Source organism: Bacillus sp. BF2-3, assembly GCF_008368795.1.
Taxonomy (GTDB): Bacteria; Bacillota; Bacilli; order Bacillales; family Bacillaceae_G; genus Bacillus_A; species Bacillus_A cereus.
On record NZ_QOSA01000006.1, the window covers coordinates 319,243 to 342,813 of the forward strand.

Genomic DNA, 23,571 nt, shown 5'->3' on the forward strand with positions numbered 1-23,571 from the left:
AAATCGAACATTTGAGGAAAATCATGCCAACTATGCAATATCTTCATGCTATATACAAGCATAAAAAACATAAAGAATAATACGTATATTATCGGAGGTGTTTTTTATGGATGGCAAAAAAAATAAAAAGACCGAACAACTCCAATCTTTCATGCGTGAAAATGAAGGAAAGGAGATGACAACAAATACAGGTATTAAAATTTCAAACGATGAAAACTCTTTAACTGCCAGTGATCGTTTCAGAACAATTAGACATAGTGCAGGGAACGCCAAATGGACAGTGGGAAGTAAATGATACTTTCTTAACAGGCTCACCACTCTTTTATGATGGATTACTTCTTATCGGCGGAAAGATGGATGATCATTTTCTTAACAACGCAAGTTCATTTGTCGTAGAATCATATAATCACTTTAAGCCGATTGGCTCCTTCCAAAACGGCTCTTCTATTATTCAATCTTTAAATATCGAAGGAAAGCCTGGTGTTTTAATAGAACAAGACTCTACGCGACTAGCAAATGAATTTATTAAAGCTATGACAAAACAACGCTTTTGGGATCGAGTATATTCATAAAATAGGGGGACATTTATGTTTGTTACTGTCGAGAAAGATGTGCATATTTTTGTGCAAGACGTTAACCCTGGTCCAGGTAGTAAGACTGTTTTCTTCGTTCACGGATGGCCTTTAAATCATCAAATGTACCAATATCAACTCAATGTTTTACCTGAGCATGGCTTTCGCTGTATCGCCATGGATATACGAGGGAATGGGCAATCTGATAAGCCATGGACTGGTTACACGTATGATCGATTAGCCGATGATATCGCAATTGTTCTGGAAGCACTTCAAGTAGAGAACGCTACATTAGTCGGTTTCTCAGTTGGTGGTGCTCTTTCTATTCGCTATATGTCTCGCTATAATGGGCGCCGCATTTCTAAGCTCGCATTAATTGACGCTGTCTCCCCCTCTTTCGTTAAAAATCAAGAGTCCCCTTACGGTGTACCGAAAGAACAAGCAGATGCTCTCATTAATCAAATGTATGCTAATTTACCAAAATTTTTAAATGATGTATCTTTATCCTTTTTTAATAGAAACTTAGGGGCTGCAACCCTTGAATGGTTTTCTTATCTCGGTATGCAGTCCGCTTCTTATGCCCTTATAAAAATTTTACAAGCAGCTGCAAATGAAGATGTAACGAAAGATTTAAATAAAATTAACGTCCCAACAAAAATCTTCCACGGCGTTCACGACCAACTAATTCCTTACAAAAGTGCTGAGCTTACGCAACAACGAATTAAAAATTCTCAGTTACATGCTCTTACAAATAGTGGTCATGGTTCACCAATCGATCAAGCGGATGAATTAAATAAAGAACTGATAAAATTTTTACATGCATAACAACTGCAATACAAGAACGAAAGTTAATATAATCGATTTTTCACAAAACATAAAATTCACATATTTCTCACAAATACACAAATAAAACGATTACATTTTCATATATACTAAATGTACAGGTAATACTCCCTAAACCCAGCTTGTCTGGTTACCCCGTTAAATACTATGAAAAAAGAACTTGTATCGTTATACAAGTTCTTTTTGTTTCTTTTATTTAAAGAGGATATCTTTACTATATTGATTTCCGACGAGTAAATCATATTGGAGCATTTTATATTGCTCTAACATTTCTTTTTGTTTCTTTGTTAAATCATTGATTACTTCTCCATTTTTATCAACTTTTAATTCATCTCTAAGCACTGGTATTTCCTTGTAAAATTCCGATAAAAATTGATAAAATAAGGATTTATTTAATCCTGCATAATCAAAAATAAGATTAGAAAAATGAATTGGGCTTACTAAACCTAAATTATCATTTGGCATATCAAAGTTTGCATACATTAATAGCGGTGTTTGCGCCATGGCTAAACGTTCATTCGGTGTTTTTTCATTCGTTATATACCCATTTTCTTTATAAAAAGATTTATTTGTTCCTAATGATGGAAGATGATCTCCAAAGAATACTAATAATGTAGGTCTATCAAAATTATCTAGTTGCTCTATTAAATATTGAAGAGCCTCATCTGAACGTCTTAATCCTTCTGTATACGTCTCTAATTCTCCCTTTGAGTCTTCATTTTCTAGACTGCTAATTTCGATTAGGTTTTCACCAAATCGGCCCTCTGTAAATGGAAAATGATTTTGCATCGTAACTGCATGAATAAATGTAGGTTGTTTTTGTTTCTCTAACTCAGCAATTATCTCTTTACTCATCGCTAAATCACTAATATAATCTCCATCAATATCCACATTTTCCATCGTGTCCTCTGCATTAAACTTATCAAACCCTAACACCTTATATACATCATCACGTTTAAAGAATGTGCGACCAAATGAATGAATTGCACTTGTATAATAACCTTCTTTTTTCAACGCCGTAGGGATTGATGGAATTTCTTTCTTATTTGTAATAACCTGCTGATATGGTATAGAACCTGGCTTTAACAAACTCATTGAATAACTTGTTAATGCCTCAAATTCAACGTTCGCCGTATTTCCCCCAAATGTAGGAGAAATAGTTTGTCCACCAGGAAAGTTTTCTATATAATGATGTAAATTTGGTACAGGATCTTCACTAAAAGAAAGGTTAGTTACTTTCGTCGGATCCCAAAACGATTCACTCATTACAAAAATAATATTCGGTTTCTCTTTTTTCTTTTGGCTCCCTATATTTCCACTATATTGTTTTTTTATATTGTTTGCTATTTGAAGCATATTTTCTTTAGAATAATTTTTTGGTTTTTCCATAACTGTTGTATCTAAATTGCTAATAAACCCAAGTACAAAACCATTTGAAGCATAGTTCTCATTTTGATTCCACAAAACAAAATCTACACCTGATTTTTGAAATACTTTATTCATAAATGTATTCGCAAAATTACCGTACGCATATAGAACAAAAATAGATCCCACTACTAATAAGGCACTTATTCCTAGATGAATCTTTACATTTTGAATATACCTTCTCATATATATCCCTGCTACAATACAAGCTACGATACTTAAGATAATGACAAAAATATAACTCCAACTAAAATAGTCCATCACCATCGGTATAACAGATTGCATATGCGTAATTTGTGTAAAATCAGAAGGATATAACGGATCACCTCTGAAAATAAGCTTCAAATAATTCACAATACATAAAATGACTAACGTACAGCTCGTTAAAACCATACTTAGAAAAACCTTACCTATTAAATTATATACAAGAATATATATTGCATAAATTACTACAAAACTTAATATAAACTGCATATTATAAAAGTAAATCCAATTCATTGCCTCTATGAAACTCATATTAACTTGCATGACAATATAAAATAACGCTACTGTATGGGCTAGCAAAAATAATATAAAATGCACTCGTAGGGATGCTCTAAGTATAGACATCTCTTTTTTATTGAAATGCGTAATATAAAACGTTATGCCCCATATGAAAATCATCATAACACTTAAAACAAGCTTTTGATTTAAATGATCTTTCATCATGTCTAAATTGAAAACCTTTAAAATCATAAACAGCATAGTTATTACTAATAAAGTCACCATACTACTTATAATGCTAGAAATTAATATATTTCTTTTTGGAAGATGAAAAAGTGTAGAACCATACTTCAATTCATTCCCTCTTTTCTATGTATTAATTTCACCTCGCATCGAAAAAACTATTTGTATTAAAATAACATATATCCTATATTTCGTCTGCAAACTTGCTTCTACTATAAATATATTTCCTTAATACTTCCTTAATCAATAGTTAAATTGTGGCATACAAATTACTCATTCTTGAAAAGCTTAATTTTAGCACTCCACTTTATGATATAATAACTATTTTTTAGAAATCCTTAATGCTATTAAAGATTCCACATGAAAATACGAAAGAATTAATAAACAAGCGTTGTACGTTTTTAACAACTATTAATATAACGAAAAGAACCTGCCACAAGACAGGTTCTTTTCGTTATTTTATGATAAAAGAGAAAATGATTAGTATGTGTATTATATAAAGGGAAGCAGCCATATTTTCCATACGATACATACGAGTACTATAATTACAAAATCAAAAGAATCTAATCTCGGACCTTTTTTCATATTCATATGTAGCCACATATGAAACCATTTTATTTTTGTATATTTATGGATGTTTTTCTTTGCAAATTGGTAAATAAGCATTTGCATGATAAAAAATCCGGCCACAAAAATAAATAATAAGATGAGAAATCCAATCACAAAATTCCTCCTATTTTTGTAGCGTTTTTTCTACTATCCGATTTTTCAAAACCCACTCTTCAAACTGGGCACTTCCAAATTCCCAGCTAAGATCGCGAGCATGTACAGAAAAAACGTAATGACCAGCATATTCGTCCATAAATCTCCCTAACTCTACATCGTCTTTCTGAATACCGTATACTCCAAAATTAAAATACACATCCCATACGTCTTCATTCTTTCTCTTATAAGCAATCGATTCCATATCACATTCTGTCCCGAAATAATCAAGATGTAAATGTACGCTATCATCGTATTCGTACTCCATTTTATCACCCCTTATATTTGTACTTCTTTACCACCAAAAAAATTCCTGCTATCTACACTCACATATGGGCGATTACCTACATATCATGCTTGTAGAGTGACTTCTAGGAGGTGTTATATAGTGAAAAAATTAATCGCGATTTTTTGCATCATGTTACTAGCTGTTTTTACTTTTGCTGCTTGTAGTAGTAAAAAAGAAGGTACGAAAGAACAAACTCAAAACATTCGCGTCGGCGAAGTTACCCATTCTCTCTTCTATGCCCCATTATATGTTGGGGTTGAAAAAGGATTTTTTAAAGATGAAGGACTAAATATTGACCTACAAACAACAGCTGGTGGCGATAAAACGATGACCGCCCTATTATCTGGCGGAATTGATATTGCTCTCGTCGGTTCTGAAACGTCTATTTACGTTCATCAACAAGGAGCGAAAGACCCTGTCATTAACTTTGCACAGCTTACACAAACAGATGGGACATTTTTAGTTTCACGTAAAAAACTAGACTCTTTTAATTGGAATGACGTAAAAGGTGTTACATTTTTAGGACAGCGTAAAGGCGGCATGCCGCAAATGGTTGGGGAATACGTTTTAAAGAAAAATGGCATTGATCCTCGTAAAGATACGAACTTAATTCAAAATATCGAGTTTGCTAATATTGCAAATGCCTTCGCATCTGGTACTGGAGAGTTTGTCCAGCTCTTTGAACCGACTGCAAGCATATTCGAAAAAGAAGGTAAAGGTTATATCGTCGCTTCATTCGGAAATGAATCTGGTACTGTTCCTTATACAACATTCATGGCAAAAGAAAGTTTCTTAAAGAAAGATAAAGCTGCTGCTGAAAAGTTCACACGTGCGCTCTATAAAGCACAGCAATGGGTTGATACACATAGTCCAGAAGAGATTGCTGATACTGTTTCCCCGCTATTTAAAGACACTTCAAAAGACATTACAGTAAAAGTAATTGAACGGTATAAAAAGCAACATTCTTATGCGACAAATCCACTATTAGATGCAGAAGAATGGAAACAGCTTCAAACTATTATGAAAGACGCTGGTGAATTACAAAAAGAAGTCCCACATGAAGCGCTCGTCAATACAAAAATTGCCGAAAGCGTTATTAAGAAATAGAGGCGAAGTGTATGAGTTTTTTGCAAATACGTAACGTTTCTCACTGTTTTTTTGCAAAAGAGAATGCCAAACTTATTCTTGAAGATATGAGCTTACAAGTGGAAGAAGGCGAATTTATTTCTATACTCGGTCCAAGTGGTTGCGGTAAAACAACGCTCCTCTCAATCATTGCTGGACTACTTGATCCAATTGACGGTATCGTCTTTTTAGATGGTGAACCGATTACAACGAAAACATCATCTATGGGATATATGTTGCAGCAAGATTACTTATTCCCGTGGAAAACGATTGAAGAAAATATTATGCTTGGACTTCATATTCGAAGGATTTATGATGAACAAATGAAAGAACATACTTTAAACCTTTTAAAGCAAGTCGGTCTACATGGTGTAGAAGAACAATATCCTCGTGAACTATCCGGCGGTATGCGTCAACGTGCCGCTCTCGTTCGAACGTTAGCAACTGATCCGAAAATTTTATTACTAGATGAACCATTCTCCGCACTCGATTATCAAACGAAATTAAAACTAGAAGAACTCGTTTTCAACTTACTAAATAAATATAAGAAAACATCACTACTTGTTACTCACGATATTGAAGAGGCGATTGCGATGAGTGATCGTATTTATTTACTTCAAGCGAATCCTGGAAAAATCGCGAAAATCTTTATCGTCCCGGAAAGTATCCGTTCTTTATCACCGTTAGAAGCACGCCATCACTACGATTTCCCAGCCCTCTTTCAAGATATATGGAAGGAGCTGGAACGACTTGGATAATATAAAACAACTACATGAACAATTTCGAAAGAAAGAACGCAGGCGTGCTTGGATTGCTCGCTCATTACAGCTTTTACTACTTATTCTTTTCTTTGCACTATGGGAAATAGCTAGCAAAAAAGAATGGATTGATCCTTTACTCTTTAGCTCTCCTTCGAGTATTTGGGATCTCTTCTTAACGAAATGGATCGACGGTTCACTTTGGGTCCACATATGGACGACATTGCTGGAAACAGGAGTAGGCTTCATTCTCGGAACGGTACTCGGTGCTATTATTGCCACGTTTCTTTGGTGGATGCCACTTCTAGCCCGCGTACTTGATCCTTACCTCGTCGTCCTAAATGCAATGCCAAAAGTTGCACTCGGTCCAATCATCATCGTTATTTTCGGTCCAAACATTTCATCTTCTATCGCAATGGGAGTAATCATTTCCATCATCATTACCATTCTCGTTATTTACAGTGCATTTCAAGAAGTCGATTCTAACTATATAAAAGTGATGGACACATTTGGCGCAAATAAATGGCAATGTTATAAGCAAGTCGTTCTCCCTGCATCCTTTCCAGCAATTATCTCAACGTTAAAAGTAAATGTTGGTTTATCCTGGGTTGGTGTTATTTTCGGAGAACTTCTCGTTTCCAAACAAGGACTTGGCTACTTAATTAGCTACGGATTCCAAGTCTTTAACTTCACACTCGTCTTACTTAGCGTACTACTCACATGTGTTCTTGCAACTCTTATGTATGTATTTGTTGAGGCATTTGAAAAAATTCTAATTGGAAAAAGAAAAAGAAGCTGACTCAAAACAGTGCGCTATAGTCAGCTTCTTTCTTTTACCTTTTATCACACATTTTCGTTTCATTTGTAATGTTTCCATCCGCAACCGTAACTGTATGGAAACAGTCTTTCACACGTACTGTAACGACATTATCTTTTCGATCTATCACATGATAATCATTAAACTTTTCATTCAAAGCACTACGAATTTGCTCCCCTTCAAAAATCGGAAAACCGTGAGACATTACCCAAATGAGACCAGCAACAGCAAGAATCGTTTTCATACGTTTCATTACCTCCTCGAGAGTAAACTTATAGTCCCTACAACACGCGCATTATAATTGTGTCTAAATTGTGACATTTTTATACTAATTCTCTTTTGTGCCTCCAGTTCCTTCTTCTTTTTGATAAAAATACAGAATTTTCAATTTTATCAACATAAGAAAAAACGCAAAGAATTAAAAATTCTTCACGCTTTTCTTTAACGAAACTATATCGAAAGCCTAACTCACATTAGTCTCCACTTTGTTGTTCTATCGTTTTCGAAACATCATATAATCCTGACAGCACTTCCGCTCTCATTTTTACAAGCTCAGGGAACTGATAGAAGAAAGCAATTTTCTTATATTTTAACTCTGTTCCTTCTTTCACTTTTTTTGAATCTTGTAAAATGAACGCTGTAAATGTATCTGCGATATCTTCCGTTACATTTGTTGTTCCATATAGCGATACAAAATCATCATGCTTTTCTTTATAAAATTCAATTTGTGCCTCTTCACTTTCTTCTACTTTCTTTTCTGTCCACTCTTGCTCAATTGGTTTCCAAAATTCATTATAAAATTGGTTAATATACGAACTTTTTCTCACACATCCATTTTTCACGAACACCGTTTTACATTTATTTCGATATGATGAAATGTCTTTCTCTTCATCAAACGCCTCTAAATACTTTCTATCCACTGGTACTTGTTTATGTCCAATCGTTAATACGTGAGCCGTTTCATGAATTAATGTTTTCATCACTTCATCTATATTCACCCCAGAATCAAGCACGTCTAAACTAAGCACCCAATCTCTCGGGTCATCTATACTTGGCATGACATGGGCAACAACGCCATCATAACCATCCGTTATTAGACCAAATCCTGTTATATTCTCACGATATTTCACTGGGACGAGAGTGCGATACATGTCCCATAAGGTTTCATGATACTCTCTATCTTGTCGCTGACTTAACAAATCATCTTTTGCTACTTCGTCATCTGCAAAAACTTTATTCAATCTCTTACGATCCAATTTCTCAAAATAAGGATCTACAATTTCATCACCATCGATATAATAAGAAGCTAAAAAGAAATAATTGTCATCCTTTTCTTTTTTCTGTTCCGCCTCTTTCATATTCACACTTTCATACTCTTCTATGTCATAATCTTCTACTTTTTCAAGTTCTGAAAGTCCCTCTATCTTTTTATATACTTTTTGTAATGTTTTATCTCCTATTTGCGTACACTCTTCTTCTGTTTTACAAATTTCTTTTTCTTTCGTAACCTCGATAGCACTATCGCATCCTGCAACTAAACTGCTTGCTATAATACAACACACTAACTTGCCATACAGTTTCTTCATACAATCCCCCATTATTCCATTCTACAAAATATCATAATCATTTTTTTGCGAATATGCGATAATTAATTATAAAAACTCCAAGGAGGCTTCTCATGATTCGTGCAATCTTATTCGACTTAGATGGAACACTATTAGATCGGCGCCAATCTTTAGAACAATTTATTTATGAGCAATATAATCGCTTCTCCTCACATTTGATGAGTATAGAGAAATCAGAGTATTGTTCTCGATTTCTTGAACTCGATAATAATGGCTATACGTGGAAGGATAAAGTATATGCTACTCTCCTTTCCGAATACAACATTACTACTTTAACGCAAGAGCAACTACTACACGACTATATTACAAACTTCCAACATCATTGTATTCCTTTCAAAAACACGCATGAACTACTTCAACAGTTAAAACAGCGAAACATTAAAATTGGTATTATCACAAACGGTTTTACTGAATTTCAGATGAGCAACCTTCGAGCACTACATATACATACGTATACAAACACCATTCTCGTTTCAGAAGCTGAAGGAATTAAAAAACCTCATCCTGAAATTTTCGAACGTGCTTTGCAAAGACTAGATGTGAAGGCAGAAGAATGTCTTTATGTTGGAGATCATCCAGAAAACGATGTGCTTGGTTCTGAACAAGTAAGGATTCTTGGTGTTTGGAAAAAAGATTCGTTTTGGGGTGATTTTAAGCATTCACGTATCGTAGATGATTTGTTGGAGGTACTTTCGTTTTTAGAGGTGGAGGTGGAGATAAAAATACAATAATAGTAATTAAATTATATCAACAATTTTCACAATATATTGATTTACCGACAAAAAATAATAAGAGGAGGCAGTTGTTCAAAAACGCCTCCTCTTATTATTCATATACTGTAAACTGCGGTTTACTCGGATGATCTTTTACTAGCGCATCATCTGGAAACTTTGAAACTTTTTGATATAAGGCAATGTCGCCGATACACCCTGCTGTTAGTAGAATTCCTAAAAATGAGAGTGGCTCCAGATTCATAGCTAATCCCAATACAATTGGCAAAATTCCAGTTGGTAAAAACGGAAGCATTAACACTTTCTTCATTTGCTTTACTGTAACCGCCTGTTTAGAATGAGCATATGCAACACCTAATTTCCAATTAACGCCCCATTTTAGTTCACTCCACGGAACACCTCCGATATAGCGAAAGCCAATTAAATGTATCGCTTCATGAATACAAACGAGAACAATCATTGCGATAATAAAAAGAAACATCGTTAATAATGTAACTTCGACTTGAACCCCACCTGAAAGAAATATATGCAAATAACCAATTCCAAACGACAAAGCAATTATTATAAAAAATAAAGAAAAGTTTAATTTAACCATCGAAACAGTAACAGTCGTTTCTTTTCTTTTATCCATCTTCCCCCTCCTAAAATGTAAATATATCTTTACAAAATTGTATAATATCCCCAAAATAATGTAAAGATATGTTTACATTTATTCTTACATATAAAAAAAGAAACCGGCTACTTTACTTCGTAAAACAGCCGATTTCTTCTATATGTTTCATCGTACGCGCTAATACGTCATCGCGCATTATAAAGCTAAATTTTCTATTCGTTTTAATGTTGTCAGGAATGTCTTTTAATAAAACAGACCCTTTCGTTTCTTCGTAATGCGTATGTTCTTCTACCGCACTAATTGTTGCAAAATAAATGTTTTTAATGATTATTTTGTCTTTTCCAGATACTTTGTATTGTCCTAAGTAAGTTAAATCAGAAACTATGCCGCCGGTTTCTTCATGAACCTCTCGAACTGCCGCTTCTTCCGGTGTTTCCCCTAGTTCTACTTTACCACCTGGAAATTCAAGACCGCGACGTAAATGATGCGTTAATAACCATTGATCCCCGTACCGGCATACAACCCAAACATGCTTTGGCTCAGGAGAAAATGGATAACGTTCAAACGATAATTGTACAGTGTTGTGGTAATAATCTTTAAATTTGTACATGCCATTACTCCCCTATTGATGGTTACAAGTTTTTCCTACCACAAATTGTAGCATATTCTCGCTTTTCTGCATAATATTATCCAATTACAATCCATTGATTATTCCCATTTGTGCGACTAATTCTTTCGTCTCATGATTTCCTAAATCGTAAATCATTTTATATGCTTTTTGTAGTTGTTCATCATATCGGTCATTATTTGAATCGTGATGATACTCAACAAATGGAACGTGGGAGCGTACAAATGACCCTAAATCTTCTACATATGCTTGATCAAAGTGCTCTCTTAATTCCGTAATTTCCTCATCATTTGCGGAAATCTCAAAATTATACGTATCCGCCGTCTTCACTTGTGAAATTTGACCGTTTCCTATTGATATATAATATGTTTTTTTCGTCTCCATGTAACACCCTTCTTTCATCCTTTTATTTTCTATTGTTTTCATCAATTACAAAATTATGTAAAATAAAGAAAAGGAGGGATTTTATGTTCAAAATATTAATTATCGGTATTATCATCGTCCTAATCATCCTCGTACTCTCCATCATGACAATTAATAAAGGCTATGCTTATAAACATTCCGTCGATAAACTAGAAGACAATCCTTATACAAAAAAGAATAAGGAGAATTCCTAATATGCTTCGTATACTTCGCATCATAGTAGCACTCACTGTGATTGTTATGTCGGCAATTGGATTATATACAGGTCAAAATAATTTTTTACCTCTTTCACAATTTCTATTAGGGGCTTTAATGTTTCTCATCGCATTTGAACAAATAAAGAAAAAGGAATCAGCAACTGGATTTATTTGTATTATTGCCGGTGCTTTCATTTGGATTGTTCTCATCATTAGTTATATCAAATAAAAGGAGGTACATGCATGCTAAAAGGAGTACGGATTACTTTATCACTTATTGCTTTATCTATAGCAATCTATGGATTTTTTACTAGTAATAGAGAAATAATGCCGTATATGTTTATCTCTTTAGGAGTTATGGCCCTCACCATAAGTTTAGAGGAAATATTAAAACAGCAAACAGGAGGTAGTGTGCTCGCTCTACTAGCAGGAGCCGCTGCTTTATTTATTGGTTTCACAGAAATATTCTAGTAAATGGTCTAAAGGGGGCTATACGATGCTAACTCTAACTATATTACGGATTTTTTTAGCATTTTTCATGCTTCTCTTACTCACTCTAAGCACTTATGTCCATTTTACCGATAATTTTTCACTTCTCCCATACGTACAATTTATTCTCAGTTGTTCCTTTATTCTTCTAGGAATTAATGAGTATCCCGTATTTTTTCGTTTCTAGTCTCATATTCTTCTTTTTAATATCAAACTCTTTCGCTACATGTAGAATAAAATTTCGATCAATTTAGCATTTATAATTATTTTCTCTCAGTAACTATTTCTTTCTACTTAAGGGGGATTCCATGTTAAAAAACATTCAAATTATAATCGCCACTATCGCTCTTTCTCTCGCCCTATTTAGCTTCTTTGCAAACTTCACTATTCTTTTACCTTACGTGTTTATCCTTTTAAGTATTATGTTTATCCTTTTTGGAATTGATGAAATGAAGAAACGGGAAAAAGCAAAAGCATTTGTTTATTTTCTCGGTTCTGCCTTTGTTTTATATGTTGGAGTATCTAATATATTTTCATAAAAAAGAAGAGTATGTTCGCTCTTAGTACAATAAAAAAACTGCCCTTTCACAGGCAGTTTTCCTTTTTATCCAAACACTTTCTCAAGTTCATCTTTATCTTGGCTTAACCAGAAGTTCATTAAGCGTTGTGCTCCTTCTAAGTCGTGAAGCTTCGCTTGACCACATTGTGTTTCATTTGCAGCTGGAATTTCTGTAATTTGAACCGCATCTTTTAATGTTAGTTCTAATAAATCAATGATTTCTCGTACTGTCGGTGTTCCGCTTACTACAAGATAATATCCTGTTTGGCAGCCCATCGGTGAAATATCGATAATATCAAAATGCGGATAACGATCAATATATTTACGTAAATTAAATGCTAATAAATGCTCTAACGTATGAATAACATCTGGTTTCATTGCTTGTTTATTCGGTTGGCAGAAACGAATATCAAATTTATTTACAATACCGTCACTACCTACATTGTGAACTCCGCAATGTCTTACATAAGGTGCCTTTACAATCGTATGATCTAATTCAAAGCTTTCTACTGATGGCATACAACATCTCTCCCGCTTTTAATTTAATTCCGTTATATCCAATATGATATAACGGAAATGCACATTAGTAAAGTATTATGTACAGTCGTGCTATAATACTTTAAGAATATGCTGAAAAGGAGACCGTTATGAAACAGATTTTTATTGGGATTATACGCTTTTATCAAAAATTCATTTCTCCGATGACACCACCAACATGCCGTTTTTATCCGACTTGTTCTCATTACGGATTAGAGGCGTTTCAAAAACATGGTGCACTCAAAGGTTTTTGGCTTACTTGTAAGCGTATATTAAAATGTCACCCTTTCCACCCGGGAGGATTTGATCCTGTCCCAGATAAAAAGGATGACAAAGTAAATTCTTAATTGTCGTAACCATTCACAACTAAATCTAATTTTCCTGTTTCAGGATCGATAACAAGACCGTGAACAGGTACTTCTTCTGGAAGTAACGGATGGTTGCGAAGTATCGATACGCTATGTTCTACACTTTCTTCTACACTAGAGAACCCTTGTAGGAATCTTTCTAAATCGATTCCAGAATAACGGAGTGTATCTAATTTCTCATTTGTTATACCGCGCTCTTTCATCTTCTCAATTGTACTGCTTGCCTGAATTTTTGCCATACCGCAATCGTGGTGACCAACTACACAAACTTCATCAGCACCAAGTTCATATACAGCAACTAAAATACTACGCATAATACTTCCGAATGGATGTGAGATAACAGCTCCTGCTACCTTAATAATTTTCACATCACCGTTACGCATATTCATCGCTTTCGGTAATAGTTCAACAAGTCGTGTATCCATACAAGAAATAATTACCATCTTTTTGTTTGGAAATTTCCCCGCTACAAACTCTTCATATTTTTTCTCTTCAACAAATTTCTCATTGTACTGCAAAATCTCTTCTAATGACTTCATAGTAAGGAACCCTCTTTTCTCTCATTTACACTACATAAATAGTGTACCAAAATATGAAAAACTCAAAAAGGATATCGCTTTATAGTAAAAATAAGATATTTTCAGATAATCGACATAATTCTTTCAAAATATACACACAGCTTTGTAACAAGTTTCACATACTTTAAACGTATTTTCACTATAAACTGATTGTAGATAATGTAAAAAAGGAGTGAATATTCATTATGTCCGACGTTCTGTTACTGAGTCGTTTTCAATTTGCAATTACTATTTTTTATCACTTTTTATTTGTACCTTTGACAATCGGACTTGTCATTTTAGTAGCATGTATGGAAACTCAATACGCCCGCACATTGAATCCAACATACCGCAAAATGGCAAATTTCTGGGGTAAATTATTTACAATTAACTTCGTAATGGGGATTATAACCGGGATTACGATGGAATTCCAATTTGGAACAAACTGGTCTGAGTACTCCAAATATATGGGAGACATTTTCGGATCACCTCTCGCAATCGAAGCACTTGTTGCCTTCTTCTTAGAATCTACTTTCATGGGAATATGGTTATTCGGTAAAGACAAAATTTCACCAAAGTTCCGTGCCTTCTGCATGTGGATGGTTGCACTTGGAACAAACATTTCTGCCCTTTGGATTATTACAGCAAACGGCTTTATGCAAAACCCTGTTGGCTACGTAGTACGTAACGGCCGCGCTGAATTAAATGATTTCTGGGCACTCGTTACGAATCCATACGCTTGGAATATGTTCTTCCATACTGTAGTTGGTTGTTATATTGTTGGTGCTTTCTTCGTTATGGCAATTAGTGCCTATCACTTATTACGTAAAAATGAAGTTGAATTCTTCAAAAAATCATTTAAGTTCGGCTTAATGTTAGGCTTATTCGCCGCAACAATTACACCGTTTATGGGACATCAATCTGGTGTATCAGCAGCTAAATATCAACCCGCAAAAGGAGCTGCGATGGAAGCAGTTTGGGAAACTGGAAAAGGACAAGGCTTCTCAATTGTTCAAATTCCTGATGTAAAAAATGAGAAGAACTTTGAATTCCTTACGATTCCAAAACTCGGAAGCTTCTTCTACACAAATTCATTTGATGGCGAAATTGTTGGTTTAAAAGATATTCCGAAAGATGAACGTCCAAATGTTAACCTCGTGTATTATAGCTTCCGCTTAATGGTTGCACTCGGTATGTTCTTTATGGCATTAACTTGGTATGGCTTCTATTTAAACCGAAAAGGAAAACTAGAAAACTCAAAACGTTATTTAAAAATTACAATATGGTCTGTCTTACTTCCTTATATTGCGATTAACGCAGGATGGATTGTCGCTGAAGTAGGTCGCCAACCATGGACAGTATATAAACTAATGCGTACAGCAGAATCTGTATCGCCTATATCTGTCCCGCAAATTTGGTTCTCATTAATTAGTTTAATTTTATTCTACACTTTACTTTTAATCGCAGACGTATACTTAATGCTGAAGTTCGCGAAAAAAGGACCTGCCGCATTAGAAGAACCTGCTACTGAGGGAGGTGTGGCTCATGTCTCATGATATGCTTGCAATCATCTGGTTCGGTTTATGGGGCGTGATTTGGACAGTTTACTTCATTCTTGACGGGTATGCACTTGGTAACGGAATGATTTTTCCTTTCGTTACGAAAGATCGACAAGAACGAAATCAATTACAAGAAGCAATTGGCCCGTTCTGGGGCGGTAATGAAGTATGGTTAATTACAGCTGGTGGCGCAACATTTGCTGCCTTCCCAGTCACATATGCTAATATGTTTAGTTATTTATATACACCGTTATTCTTAGTATTACTTGCACTATTTGCTCGTGCCGCTGGACTGGAATTCATGCATAAAGATGATTCACCAATTTGGCAAAAAACTTGTAAATGGGCATTTGCAATTGGCAGTTTCTTAATCGCCTTTTTATTCGGTGTTACATTTGCTAACTTGTATTACGGACTACAAATCGGAAAAAATGGCTATGAAGGAAATTTACTTAGCTTACTAAACCATTACGGTATATTAGGTGGTCTTTTCTTCACTGCTATATTTGTCGTATCCGGTGCCCTTTGGGTCATGATTAAAACGACTGGTGAAGTATCCGACCGTGCTTATAAAATCGCAAGACCGTTTTCAATGGCAGCTGCTATCATTTTAGCTATTTTCTATGTAGCGACTGCTAATCGAACAAACTTATTCCAAAACTTTACGGAATATCCGGTACTATTCATTCTTCCAGTACTTGCAATGCTAATGAGTGTACTCGCACTAATTATGGTGTACAAACATAAAATTGGCCTTGCATTCACATTCGTTTGCCTAACAATCGCAATGTTTATGACAACTGGCTTTGCAGGTATGTTCCCAAGAATGTTACCATCTCGTATTAACGATGCATACAGTACAACGTTATACAACGCAGCTGGTAGTCAATTAAACTTAAAAATTATGTTCTTCGTTGCAATGGTCATGGTACCAATCGTTATTGGATATCAGCTTTGGAGCTACAGTATATTTAAAAATAAAATTCATAAAGACTCTGCTAAAGGGTATCACTAAGGTAAAAAAAGACACTTCATTTGAAGTGTCTTTTTTATACGTATGATTTTCGATAAGATGTTATATTTCTAATCTAACAACTATACTACAGAAGAATCATTAACAGCTCACAGCTAGATTGTATCATAGGGCAACTTCATCATTTTATGCAATTTTACATACTGTACTATAAAGTAAACTGTATCCCCTGATCATTCGCATCATTATCCCATACATCAGCTGTACTAATCCCGCTAAACGTTTGTACTTTCATTCCTGTATTTGATGATCCCGATCCATTATAAGCCTTCGTCTTTTCAATCGGCTGTACGTTATATTTGTCACCTACATTAATTGTTCCATTGCAGTTTTCAATAATAACACCTTCCACAACTGCCGGCATTTTGTCACCCACTTTCATTTCTTTACTTTTATTTTATGAAAATCGCCTAGAAAAATAGCATGTTTCAATAAGAAAAAGCACTCAATTTGAGTGCTTTTTCTTTAAGCATAAAGACAAGTTTGGAGACAGTTGACTTCTTCAAAATTTTATTAGGGGTAATATTTTGAAAAAGAAAGCCTTTCATATGTAGGTTAACACCACTGGAATATATAGTAAATTGATAATATTTATACGGAAGATTGCTAATGTTTAGTATAGATAGTTTACACGGAAGATTGCTAATGTTTAGTATAGATAGTTTACACTATGCTAACAGTGTAAACTATCTATACTAATAAAAAAAGGTGCCTTCAAAAAAGACACCTTTCAAAAACAGACACTATAAAACAGAATTATTTATTGTTATACGATTGTTAGATACAAAAAGTAGAGGGAAATGTTTGTATGAAATTCTGCTTTATAAAGTCTGTCTACAACTTATATTGTAATCCTCTTCATTTGAAAAAAAATATAATATGCACAATTGCATACAAAAAGAAAAAGCACTCTACTGAGTGCCTTTTCAACCATTTTACTTTTAATATATCGCTTTGAATATATTGTAACATACGTATCTATATATTTTATTGAGAAAATTCAAAATCCTTTTTCTTTCATTTTCACTTATAAAATCATGTAATATAAAAGGTATGTCAAATTCTTATACAAGTTGAGGTGTACTATATTTATGATGTATTTCGGAATTATTCCTCTTATATTATTTATTATTTTTCTTATCTCATATTTAAAAGATCCGCGAAAAATAATAAACGGCTTTTTATTTAATGCCTTTATCTGTTTTTTCCTTCTTTTTTGTGTGATTGTATCATTGAACTCAGATAGTGATGTCCTACGCTACATTATATTTTTACCTTTTTTAGCACTTCTCATTATGCTTCCTTTCGGTATTGTTGCTTTAATGTTTGGGCTATTTCTTAATGCTAGAATTTTAATGAAGCGAGAAGGACGACGGTTCACTAACTGTTTAACACTCCTTGCTGCTTTAGGGATGTTATTCTTTATGTTACTCCCTATTATAAATCCAGCAAGTTTGGTTTCATCGCATTTAGAGCCTATTTTTGCAGCTATTTCTCTTATAAGCATATATTTCTTTATACACTTATCTAACTTCTTAAGTGCATATTTTTTATACCAATTCAACAGACCAAGACGTAATCAAGATTTCATCATCGTTCTTGGTAGCGGCTTAATTAATGATAAAGTACCACCTTTACTTGCAAGCCGCATTAATAAAGCGATTGACTTCTATTGGAAACAAGCCGCTGTTAATACACCACCAACAATTATTTTTTCTGGTGGACAAGGTCCAGATGAAGGTCTTCCAGAAGCGGAAGCGATGCAAAGTTACGCTGTTGAAAAAGGAATTCCTCTTGAACATACAGTCCAGGAAAATCGCTCTGTAAACACATATCAAAATATGCTGTTCTCTAAAGAAATTATGGATTCTTTAAAACCAGAAGGTAAATATAAAAGTATTTTTACAACGAATAATTTCCACCTTTTCCGTGCTGGTATATATGCAAGACAAGCCGGTCTTAATAGCCAAGGAATCGGATCAAAAACTGCATTTTATTACTGGCCTAACGCAATGATCCGTGAATATGTTGCGATTGTCGTAATGGGACGCAAGCGCCATATGAAAATATGTGGAACTATTTTAGGTTTCGCTTTATTCGTATCAGTACTTAGTTTTATATTTTCTTAATAGCATCCCATCCTTTGAAAGGATGGGATTTCTTATACTGATTTCAAAAATATTTTAAAGATAATATGGTGATAATATTCCCTGCATACATCCATTAAAGGAGAATTTTTTCAAATTAAATGTTAAAATAAAATTTAGGTGTGAATTACGTAACAAATAAGAAACTAGTTTGAAACGAGGAAATTACATGGAGAAAATTATCAAAAACAAGCCCAATAAGCTAAGAATTGCTTCAAAAGCTTTGATGATTATTATTGGGGCATTTATCACAGCGTACGGATTAGAAGCAGTATTAATTCCAAATAACGTATCAGACGGTGGTGTAACTGGTTTAAGTATCGTTAGTTCAAGATTATTTGGATTGCCATTAGGAGCTCTAATCGCAGTTATTAACATTCCTTTCGTTTGGTTAGGGTATAAGCAAATCGGTAAAAGCTTTGCGATTTATTCTATTATCGGAATTGCTTCATTAGCAGTAGGTACCGTTGTCATGCACGGAATACCAGCTATTATTGAAGGCGATACATTATTAGTTACAGTTGTTGGTGGTATTATCATCGGTTTTGGTATGGGACTAGCATTACGTAACGGTGGGGCATTAGATGGAATCGATATGCTTGCTGTATTGCTTTCTCGTAAGTTACCATTTGGAACGAGTGACCTTATTTTATTCTTAAACATGTTCGTATTTATTTTCGTATCAACGGTATTCGGCCTGCAAGGAGCTATCCTTTCGGCAATTGCTTACTTTATCGCTTCGAAAGTGATTCATATCGTTGAAGTTGGTTTAAGTGGTTCAAAAGCATTTAAAATTATTACAAAAGAGCCTGAATTAATGGTAGAAACAATTCGCGATCGTTTAGGCCGAAGTGCAACATATAACGAAGTATACGGTGGTTATTCAAGAGAGAAGTTTAAAGAAATTTCATGTGTAATTAACCGTTTAGAAGAAAGTAAAATGAAAGAACTTATTAATGAAATCGATCCACACGCCTTTATTACAGTTTATGACGTAGCAGAAGTAAAAGGCGGTAACTTTAAGAAACGTGATATTCATTAATCGTTATGAAAAAGAGGGTGTGCCAAAATTTTGGCACACCCTCTTTTTATTATTAAGTTGCTATCGTTGTCAGTTTTTGTCGGTAAGTCGATATATTTCAATAATCGCTGATATATTTTTACTTCCTCCCTTATGCCTAAATCGTACCACATGAGAGGAATTAATTCCCATAATAAAAAAAGACCAAAAAGCAAATTCCACTTTTCGGTCTCTACACTATCTTCTCTTCGTAATTTTTCCTGAACCACCGACCCTCGTTTTCGGAGGAGATGTATTCCTTGGCGGCGTTTTAATAGATGATTTTGGCTTCACATCTGATCCGCTTGAACCGCCTGGTGTTTTTGTAATTTTACCCTTGCTTCCAGTAGAAGGTGGGGGCGTCGTATTACTTCCTTTTTCAGTAATACTTCCCTTATCACCTACTGATGGTTTCGAATCTACATTATCGCCTCGCTTAATGATAGACCCTTTCCCTTCCTTCGTAATTGGAGGTGGGGTTTTCTTTTCTTCTTTTGTAGGTGGTCTCTCTGGAATAACTGGTTTATGATTTTGTCTATCGTTATATCCTCGATAATCACCGTATGATGATTTTCGTGAACCGAATATATCGTTTAATATGCTACCCATAATATATCCTTGCAAGAAGGACGGTTGGTAATTTTGACGGACAAATTCTTTATTACTTATTTCAATTAACGTATCAGATGGTTTCTCTTTATCCTTTTGCAGGTTATAAATCTTATCAGAATAAACGAGGAACATTTGATTTTCGTCTTCTTTAGATGCTTGCTGCGGTTCTCTTTCATTAATGAGTTCCTTTGCGACTTCAGGAACTGACCGATTGGCGGCCCTATACACGTAAGATTCTTGTTTACCTTCCTTGGCAACAGATTCAAGTGGATAACGGTCTTGAATCGACTTTGTCTGCCCGCCTTGACAACCTGATAAGGCATAACCAGCAACAACAAGTAATATAACGATAGCAAGTATAGGGATCACAAACGATTTAATCATGGTAAACAATCGGTTTGACATGATTACGCCCCCTTACGTTGCTCTTATAATTTGTACATCAGCAGGAATGATTGCTTCTCCCTCATACATCATCGTGCGACCATTTTGCCATTCAATACGCAATAATTTTCGATTATCTGATTGGAATTCCCATATATACTGTTCTTCTGAAGCTGAGAATGGAGTTTTTCCCATCACAACAACACGTCCGTTATATTGTTCTTCCATATGGTACTCGGTATCATCCATTTCAATTGTCGTCGGAATTTCATCAATTGAATCTAAGCGACCATCAATTGGAGTATATAATTTGTAATACGTATTTTCTCGGTCTTCAATTTTTAAATAACGAATATCTTTCCCGTCTTGTAGTGTTAAAACAATTTCTTTACGAGAATGCATACTCGTTTTCCCAATTAATTCATACATAACTAATGAAACTTCAATCATATCGCCAGGAGCTAACGTTAAAAGACTCTTTTCCGGCTTCGGTGGCTCTGGGCTTTTCATTATATTTTTAATTCGTTTAAATAAACTCATGATCTACCCCTCCTTTTCTCTTTATAAACACGCACCTAAAATTAGTGCACCAACAATATGTAATGATCCGGCTAACATCGCATGTGCAACGCTACCTTCTTTCGTACCCTCTTCTAAATCAAGACCAGACATTTTCTTTAATACGAATTCGATAAACATTTCTACCACTAATAAAATAACGAAAGAAACTGCTGATGCAAGAAGTGCTTGCCATAAATCATTTGCTTTCGTTATTGATTGGGATAAAATGTACCCTTGTGCAAATAATTTCATAATAAAACGAGTTGTTACAGCTGTATTTCCATTTTTTATTTCTTTTAAGTCATTGTATTTTGTAAAAATTGAATCAACCCACATAATTGCAAATAAAAGTACTGCACTCGCTCCAGTCCATACAAGCATGGCAACTACATTCATCCATGTCATTGCAAAACCTCCTCTAAAAAGTAATAGAAAACCGACATGAATTTGTTTAGACATGTCGGTTCATTTGTCTTTATTCTATATTATTTCTCATACTGCTTCATAATACGAGCTAATTCATCGTCAACAGCAGAATTTTTGTTTAAGCTTGCGAATTCATCATCTAATGATTTTTCTTTCTTATAAACTTCACCGCTTGCTTCCGCTTCAGCCTCTAATTGAAGGGCTTTCTCTTCCATACGGCTTAAACCAGCTTTTGCTGAGTTTGAATCAAATCCAGACATCGCCTGATTAATATTCTTTTGTGCTTTCGCCGCATTTACACGCGCTACAAGTGTTTCACGTTTATTTTTCAGCTCATTTAATTGCTTACGCATTTCTTCTAGCTTTAGGCGCAGGTTATCAGCAGCAGCTTTATTTTGCTCGTAGCTTGCTTTATACTCATTCATTTTTTGCTCTGCATTTTGTTTTTCTTCTAATGCACGACGCGCAAGATCTAAGTTATTAGCTTGAACAGCCGTATGAGCCTGCTCTTCACGTTTTTTCACAAGTGCTTCTTGCTCTTCAAATAATATTTTGAATTTCTTCTCAAGTGCGATTTGAGCTGCTACACTTTTCTCAGCCTCTTGTACATCGGCTTGCATATCGCGTAAATATTGATCAGTCATCTTAACTGGATCTTCCGCTTTTTCAATTAACGAATACACATTTGACATTGTTAAATCTCTTAATCGTTTAAATACAGACATCTAAATTCCTCCTATGATATACCTCATATTTCAAATTCACTACTTGGAAAACTGAAAAATCTCCCTTTACAGTAAAGAATATTCATTTTACAGCCTATGTGTTTATTATAACAAAACTAATATGTCCTTACATGTTATTTCCAAAATACATCCATTATAATATGACATTTTATACACAATATTGCATTTACAATATATTATAATTATATCTATTTGGAGTTAACTTACTTTTGTGCAATTTCACTAAATTACATAAGTGTAATGTTACTGTAAGCTAACTCGATAGTTGCATTCCAATATTTCTTATACACTAATATCAGAAGCAACAAACAAGCTTCTTCACATGTAAGCACTAATACAAAAATTGTATTTACTATAAAACATATAAAAGGAGAAATCATCATGAAAAAATTAGTAGGAATCGGATTAGCAGCAGCAATTTCACTTGGAGCATTATCAGGTTGTTCTTTATTAGGAGAGAAAGCGAACGGCTTTGTACTGTACGGATCAGAAGAACAAGTTCAGCAAATTACAGATAAAAACAAAAAAGAAGTGAAAGAAAAAGACTTCTATAAAATGAAAATGACAACATTAGATGGTAAAAAAGTTCTTGTAATGGATAAGAAAACTGGTGAAGAACTAGTGAAAAAAGAGTTACTTAGCAAAGTTGATGAAAAAGACAACACGAAACCACTTGATAAATTACCAGCTGTAACAACAGAACAAGGTGTATTATTTGCAAAAGAAAAAGTAGAAAATGCTGCACTTGATGGGGCAAAATTAAAATATGAAGGCAACACAATTATCGGAAGTGGTCGTGCATATACAGATATGTATGCGATTGTCGATGACGCAACTTACAGCAATGTAAAAGGTGATGAAAAATCTGTAGGTGTATTAAAATTTGATAAAGACCCAAGTAAAGAATTCCCTGGTTACAAAGGCGTAGAAGCTTCTCAACTTGTAAAAATTAAAAAGTAAAACAAAAAAGCTTTGCGAAATTGAAGTGACCCCTAAAAG

The 23,571-nt window shown here is 34.5% G+C and carries 31 protein-coding genes and 1 pseudogene; 17 read left to right on the forward strand and 15 right to left on the reverse strand.

Going from position 1 to position 23,571, the window contains the following annotated elements:
- Positions 1 to 106 precede the first annotated feature (106 nt).
- The 3 genes and pseudogenes from DN401_RS07305 to DN401_RS07315 all read left to right on the forward strand — a co-directional run bounded on the left by DN401_RS07305 (position 107) and on the right by DN401_RS07315 (position 1,397).
- Positions 107 to 295 carry a hypothetical protein gene (locus tag DN401_RS07305; RefSeq protein ID WP_000348759.1) on the forward strand — a complete coding sequence of 63 codons (189 nt, stop codon included), beginning with the start codon at positions 107 to 109 and terminating at the stop codon, positions 293 to 295.
- Positions 228 to 572: pseudogene (locus DN401_RS07310) on the forward strand (catalase); the annotation flags it as partial. The gene DN401_RS07305 and the pseudogene DN401_RS07310, both read left to right, overlap by 68 nt.
- A gap of 15 nt (positions 573 to 587) precedes the next feature.
- On the forward strand, positions 588 to 1,397 hold the full coding sequence (locus DN401_RS07315) for an alpha/beta fold hydrolase (RefSeq protein WP_000498278.1): 810 nt from the start codon (positions 588 to 590) through the stop codon (positions 1,395 to 1,397).
- 210 nt (positions 1,398 to 1,607) lie between these two features.
- On the opposite strand, the gene DN401_RS07320 is transcribed toward DN401_RS07315, so the two are convergent.
- The 3 genes from DN401_RS07320 to DN401_RS07330 all read right to left on the reverse strand — a co-directional run bounded on the left by DN401_RS07320 (position 1,608) and on the right by DN401_RS07330 (position 4,596).
- A complete protein-coding gene (locus DN401_RS07320; protein ID WP_149287644.1) occupies positions 1,608 to 3,677 on the reverse strand; it encodes an LTA synthase family protein in 2,070 nt (689 codons plus the stop codon).
- A gap of 381 nt (positions 3,678 to 4,058) precedes the next feature.
- A complete protein-coding gene (locus tag DN401_RS07325; RefSeq protein ID WP_149287645.1) occupies positions 4,059 to 4,289 on the reverse strand; it encodes a hypothetical protein in 231 nt (76 codons plus the stop codon).
- Positions 4,290 to 4,299: 10 nt separating this feature from the next.
- Entirely contained in the window at positions 4,300 to 4,596 is a 297-nt protein-coding gene (locus DN401_RS07330) for a DUF3986 family protein (RefSeq protein ID WP_000455579.1), read from the reverse strand.
- Positions 4,597 to 4,716: 120 nt separating this feature from the next.
- On the opposite strand from DN401_RS07330, the gene DN401_RS07335 reads away from it, so the two are divergent.
- The 3 genes from DN401_RS07335 to DN401_RS07345 are packed head-to-tail and all read left to right on the forward strand — an operon-like array spanning position 4,717 to position 7,299.
- Positions 4,717 to 5,724, forward strand: coding sequence for an ABC transporter substrate-binding protein (locus tag DN401_RS07335; RefSeq protein ID WP_000733146.1), 1,008 nt, complete (start codon positions 4,717 to 4,719; stop codon positions 5,722 to 5,724).
- Positions 5,725 to 5,735: 11 nt separating this feature from the next.
- Positions 5,736 to 6,500 (forward strand): ABC transporter ATP-binding protein, encoded by a 765-nt coding sequence (locus DN401_RS07340; RefSeq protein WP_071740511.1) that lies wholly within the window; start codon positions 5,736 to 5,738, stop codon positions 6,498 to 6,500.
- Positions 6,493 to 7,299 carry an ABC transporter permease gene (locus DN401_RS07345; RefSeq protein WP_000368771.1) on the forward strand — a complete coding sequence of 269 codons (807 nt, stop codon included), beginning with the start codon at positions 6,493 to 6,495 and terminating at the stop codon, positions 7,297 to 7,299. The genes DN401_RS07340 and DN401_RS07345 overlap by 8 nt, the downstream gene beginning before the upstream one ends.
- 34 nt (positions 7,300 to 7,333) lie before the next feature.
- Here the strand turns inward: DN401_RS07345 and DN401_RS07350 are convergent, their stop codons facing one another.
- Positions 7,334 to 7,561 (reverse strand): hypothetical protein, encoded by a 228-nt coding sequence (locus DN401_RS07350; protein WP_000849112.1) that lies wholly within the window; start codon positions 7,559 to 7,561, stop codon positions 7,334 to 7,336.
- A 229-nt stretch (positions 7,562 to 7,790) separates the two neighbouring features.
- Positions 7,791 to 8,903 (reverse strand): hypothetical protein, encoded by a 1,113-nt coding sequence (locus tag DN401_RS07355; protein ID WP_071740510.1) that lies wholly within the window; start codon positions 8,901 to 8,903, stop codon positions 7,791 to 7,793.
- A gap of 92 nt (positions 8,904 to 8,995) precedes the next feature.
- Here DN401_RS07355 and DN401_RS07360 point away from each other — a divergent pair, with 92 nt between their 5' ends.
- On the forward strand, positions 8,996 to 9,673 hold the full coding sequence (locus DN401_RS07360) for an HAD family hydrolase (RefSeq protein WP_149287646.1): 678 nt from the start codon (positions 8,996 to 8,998) through the stop codon (positions 9,671 to 9,673).
- A 94-nt stretch (positions 9,674 to 9,767) separates the two neighbouring features.
- On the opposite strand, the gene DN401_RS07365 is transcribed toward DN401_RS07360, so the two are convergent.
- From DN401_RS07365 to DN401_RS07375, 3 genes are all read right to left on the reverse strand, one after another.
- Positions 9,768 to 10,304 carry a DUF3267 domain-containing protein gene (locus DN401_RS07365; protein ID WP_000361287.1) on the reverse strand — a complete coding sequence of 179 codons (537 nt, stop codon included), beginning with the start codon at positions 10,302 to 10,304 and terminating at the stop codon, positions 9,768 to 9,770.
- A 112-nt stretch (positions 10,305 to 10,416) separates the two neighbouring features.
- Positions 10,417 to 10,896, reverse strand: a complete 480-nt coding sequence (gene mutTA / locus DN401_RS07370) for an antimutator 8-oxo-(dGTP/GTP)ase (RefSeq protein WP_000276385.1) — start codon at positions 10,894 to 10,896, stop codon at positions 10,417 to 10,419.
- A gap of 84 nt (positions 10,897 to 10,980) precedes the next feature.
- Positions 10,981 to 11,298 carry a hypothetical protein gene (locus DN401_RS07375; RefSeq protein ID WP_000448409.1) on the reverse strand — a complete coding sequence of 106 codons (318 nt, stop codon included), beginning with the start codon at positions 11,296 to 11,298 and terminating at the stop codon, positions 10,981 to 10,983.
- Positions 11,299 to 11,381: 83 nt separating this feature from the next.
- Between DN401_RS07375 and ytzI the strand changes: the two genes are divergently transcribed.
- The 4 genes from ytzI (at position 11,382) to DN401_RS07395 (ending at position 12,562) form a co-directional block, all read left to right on the forward strand.
- Entirely contained in the window at positions 11,382 to 11,531 is a 150-nt protein-coding gene (gene ytzI / locus DN401_RS07380) for a YtzI protein (RefSeq protein ID WP_000472791.1), read from the forward strand.
- Between the two features lies 1 nt (position 11,532).
- Positions 11,533 to 11,763, forward strand: a complete 231-nt coding sequence (locus tag DN401_RS07385) for a DUF3953 domain-containing protein (protein ID WP_071740508.1) — start codon at positions 11,533 to 11,535, stop codon at positions 11,761 to 11,763.
- A gap of 14 nt (positions 11,764 to 11,777) precedes the next feature.
- On the forward strand, positions 11,778 to 12,005 hold the full coding sequence (locus tag DN401_RS07390; protein ID WP_071740507.1) for a DUF3953 domain-containing protein: 228 nt from the start codon (positions 11,778 to 11,780) through the stop codon (positions 12,003 to 12,005).
- A gap of 326 nt (positions 12,006 to 12,331) precedes the next feature.
- Positions 12,332 to 12,562 carry a YczI family protein gene (locus DN401_RS07395; protein ID WP_000916668.1) on the forward strand — a complete coding sequence of 77 codons (231 nt, stop codon included), beginning with the start codon at positions 12,332 to 12,334 and terminating at the stop codon, positions 12,560 to 12,562.
- Between the two features lie 65 nt (positions 12,563 to 12,627).
- Here DN401_RS07395 and luxS read toward each other — a convergent pair whose 3' ends face one another.
- Positions 12,628 to 13,101 carry an S-ribosylhomocysteine lyase LuxS gene (luxS, locus tag DN401_RS07400; protein ID WP_001141371.1) on the reverse strand — a complete coding sequence of 158 codons (474 nt, stop codon included), beginning with the start codon at positions 13,099 to 13,101 and terminating at the stop codon, positions 12,628 to 12,630.
- Positions 13,102 to 13,229: 128 nt separating this feature from the next.
- On the opposite strand from luxS, the gene yidD reads away from it, so the two are divergent.
- The gene (yidD, locus tag DN401_RS07405) at positions 13,230 to 13,466 is read left to right on the forward strand and encodes a membrane protein insertion efficiency factor YidD (RefSeq protein ID WP_000809334.1); all 237 of its coding nucleotides are present in this window, start codon (positions 13,230 to 13,232) and stop codon (positions 13,464 to 13,466) included.
- Here yidD and DN401_RS07410 read toward each other — a convergent pair.
- Positions 13,463 to 14,026, reverse strand: a complete 564-nt coding sequence (locus DN401_RS07410) for a beta-class carbonic anhydrase (RefSeq protein WP_048656633.1) — start codon at positions 14,024 to 14,026, stop codon at positions 13,463 to 13,465. The genes yidD and DN401_RS07410 overlap by 4 nt on opposite strands.
- 224 nt (positions 14,027 to 14,250) lie before the next feature.
- Between DN401_RS07410 and cydA the strand changes: the two genes are divergently transcribed.
- Positions 14,251 to 15,600, forward strand: coding sequence for a cytochrome ubiquinol oxidase subunit I (gene cydA / locus DN401_RS07415; RefSeq protein WP_001286188.1), 1,350 nt, complete (start codon positions 14,251 to 14,253; stop codon positions 15,598 to 15,600).
- Positions 15,590 to 16,618, forward strand: a complete 1,029-nt coding sequence (cydB, locus tag DN401_RS07420; protein WP_000017662.1) for a cytochrome d ubiquinol oxidase subunit II — start codon at positions 15,590 to 15,592, stop codon at positions 16,616 to 16,618. The genes cydA and cydB overlap by 11 nt, the downstream gene beginning before the upstream one ends.
- 166 nt (positions 16,619 to 16,784) lie before the next feature.
- Here cydB and DN401_RS07425 read toward each other — a convergent pair whose 3' ends face one another.
- Positions 16,785 to 17,018 (reverse strand): spore germination protein, encoded by a 234-nt coding sequence (locus DN401_RS07425; RefSeq protein WP_002001299.1) that lies wholly within the window; start codon positions 17,016 to 17,018, stop codon positions 16,785 to 16,787.
- 709 nt (positions 17,019 to 17,727) lie between these two features.
- Between DN401_RS07425 and DN401_RS07430 the strand changes: the two genes are divergently transcribed.
- Both DN401_RS07430 and DN401_RS07435 read left to right on the forward strand, forming a co-directional pair.
- Positions 17,728 to 18,765, forward strand: a complete 1,038-nt coding sequence (locus tag DN401_RS07430) for a YdcF family protein (RefSeq protein WP_000990094.1) — start codon at positions 17,728 to 17,730, stop codon at positions 18,763 to 18,765.
- Between the two features lie 187 nt (positions 18,766 to 18,952).
- Positions 18,953 to 19,825 carry a YitT family protein gene (locus DN401_RS07435; RefSeq protein WP_000411246.1) on the forward strand — a complete coding sequence of 291 codons (873 nt, stop codon included), beginning with the start codon at positions 18,953 to 18,955 and terminating at the stop codon, positions 19,823 to 19,825.
- 216 nt (positions 19,826 to 20,041) lie between these two features.
- Here the strand turns inward: DN401_RS07435 and DN401_RS07440 are convergent, their stop codons facing one another.
- From DN401_RS07440 to DN401_RS07455, 4 genes are all read right to left on the reverse strand, one after another.
- On the reverse strand, positions 20,042 to 20,860 hold the full coding sequence (locus DN401_RS07440; protein ID WP_000071199.1) for a DUF4247 domain-containing protein: 819 nt from the start codon (positions 20,858 to 20,860) through the stop codon (positions 20,042 to 20,044).
- A gap of 12 nt (positions 20,861 to 20,872) precedes the next feature.
- Positions 20,873 to 21,379 carry a DUF4178 domain-containing protein gene (locus tag DN401_RS07445; RefSeq protein WP_000051745.1) on the reverse strand — a complete coding sequence of 169 codons (507 nt, stop codon included), beginning with the start codon at positions 21,377 to 21,379 and terminating at the stop codon, positions 20,873 to 20,875.
- A gap of 21 nt (positions 21,380 to 21,400) precedes the next feature.
- A complete protein-coding gene (locus DN401_RS07450) occupies positions 21,401 to 21,805 on the reverse strand; it encodes a DUF350 domain-containing protein (RefSeq protein ID WP_000220087.1) in 405 nt (134 codons plus the stop codon).
- Between the two features lie 80 nt (positions 21,806 to 21,885).
- Complete coding sequence (locus DN401_RS07455) at positions 21,886 to 22,551, reverse strand: PspA/IM30 family protein (protein WP_000110290.1); 666 nt, start codon at positions 22,549 to 22,551, stop codon at positions 21,886 to 21,888.
- A gap of 402 nt (positions 22,552 to 22,953) precedes the next feature.
- On the opposite strand from DN401_RS07455, the gene DN401_RS07460 reads away from it, so the two are divergent.
- The gene (locus tag DN401_RS07460; RefSeq protein WP_000737501.1) at positions 22,954 to 23,532 is read left to right on the forward strand and encodes a lipoprotein BA_5634 family protein; all 579 of its coding nucleotides are present in this window, start codon (positions 22,954 to 22,956) and stop codon (positions 23,530 to 23,532) included.
- Positions 23,533 to 23,571: the final 39 nt, after the last annotated feature.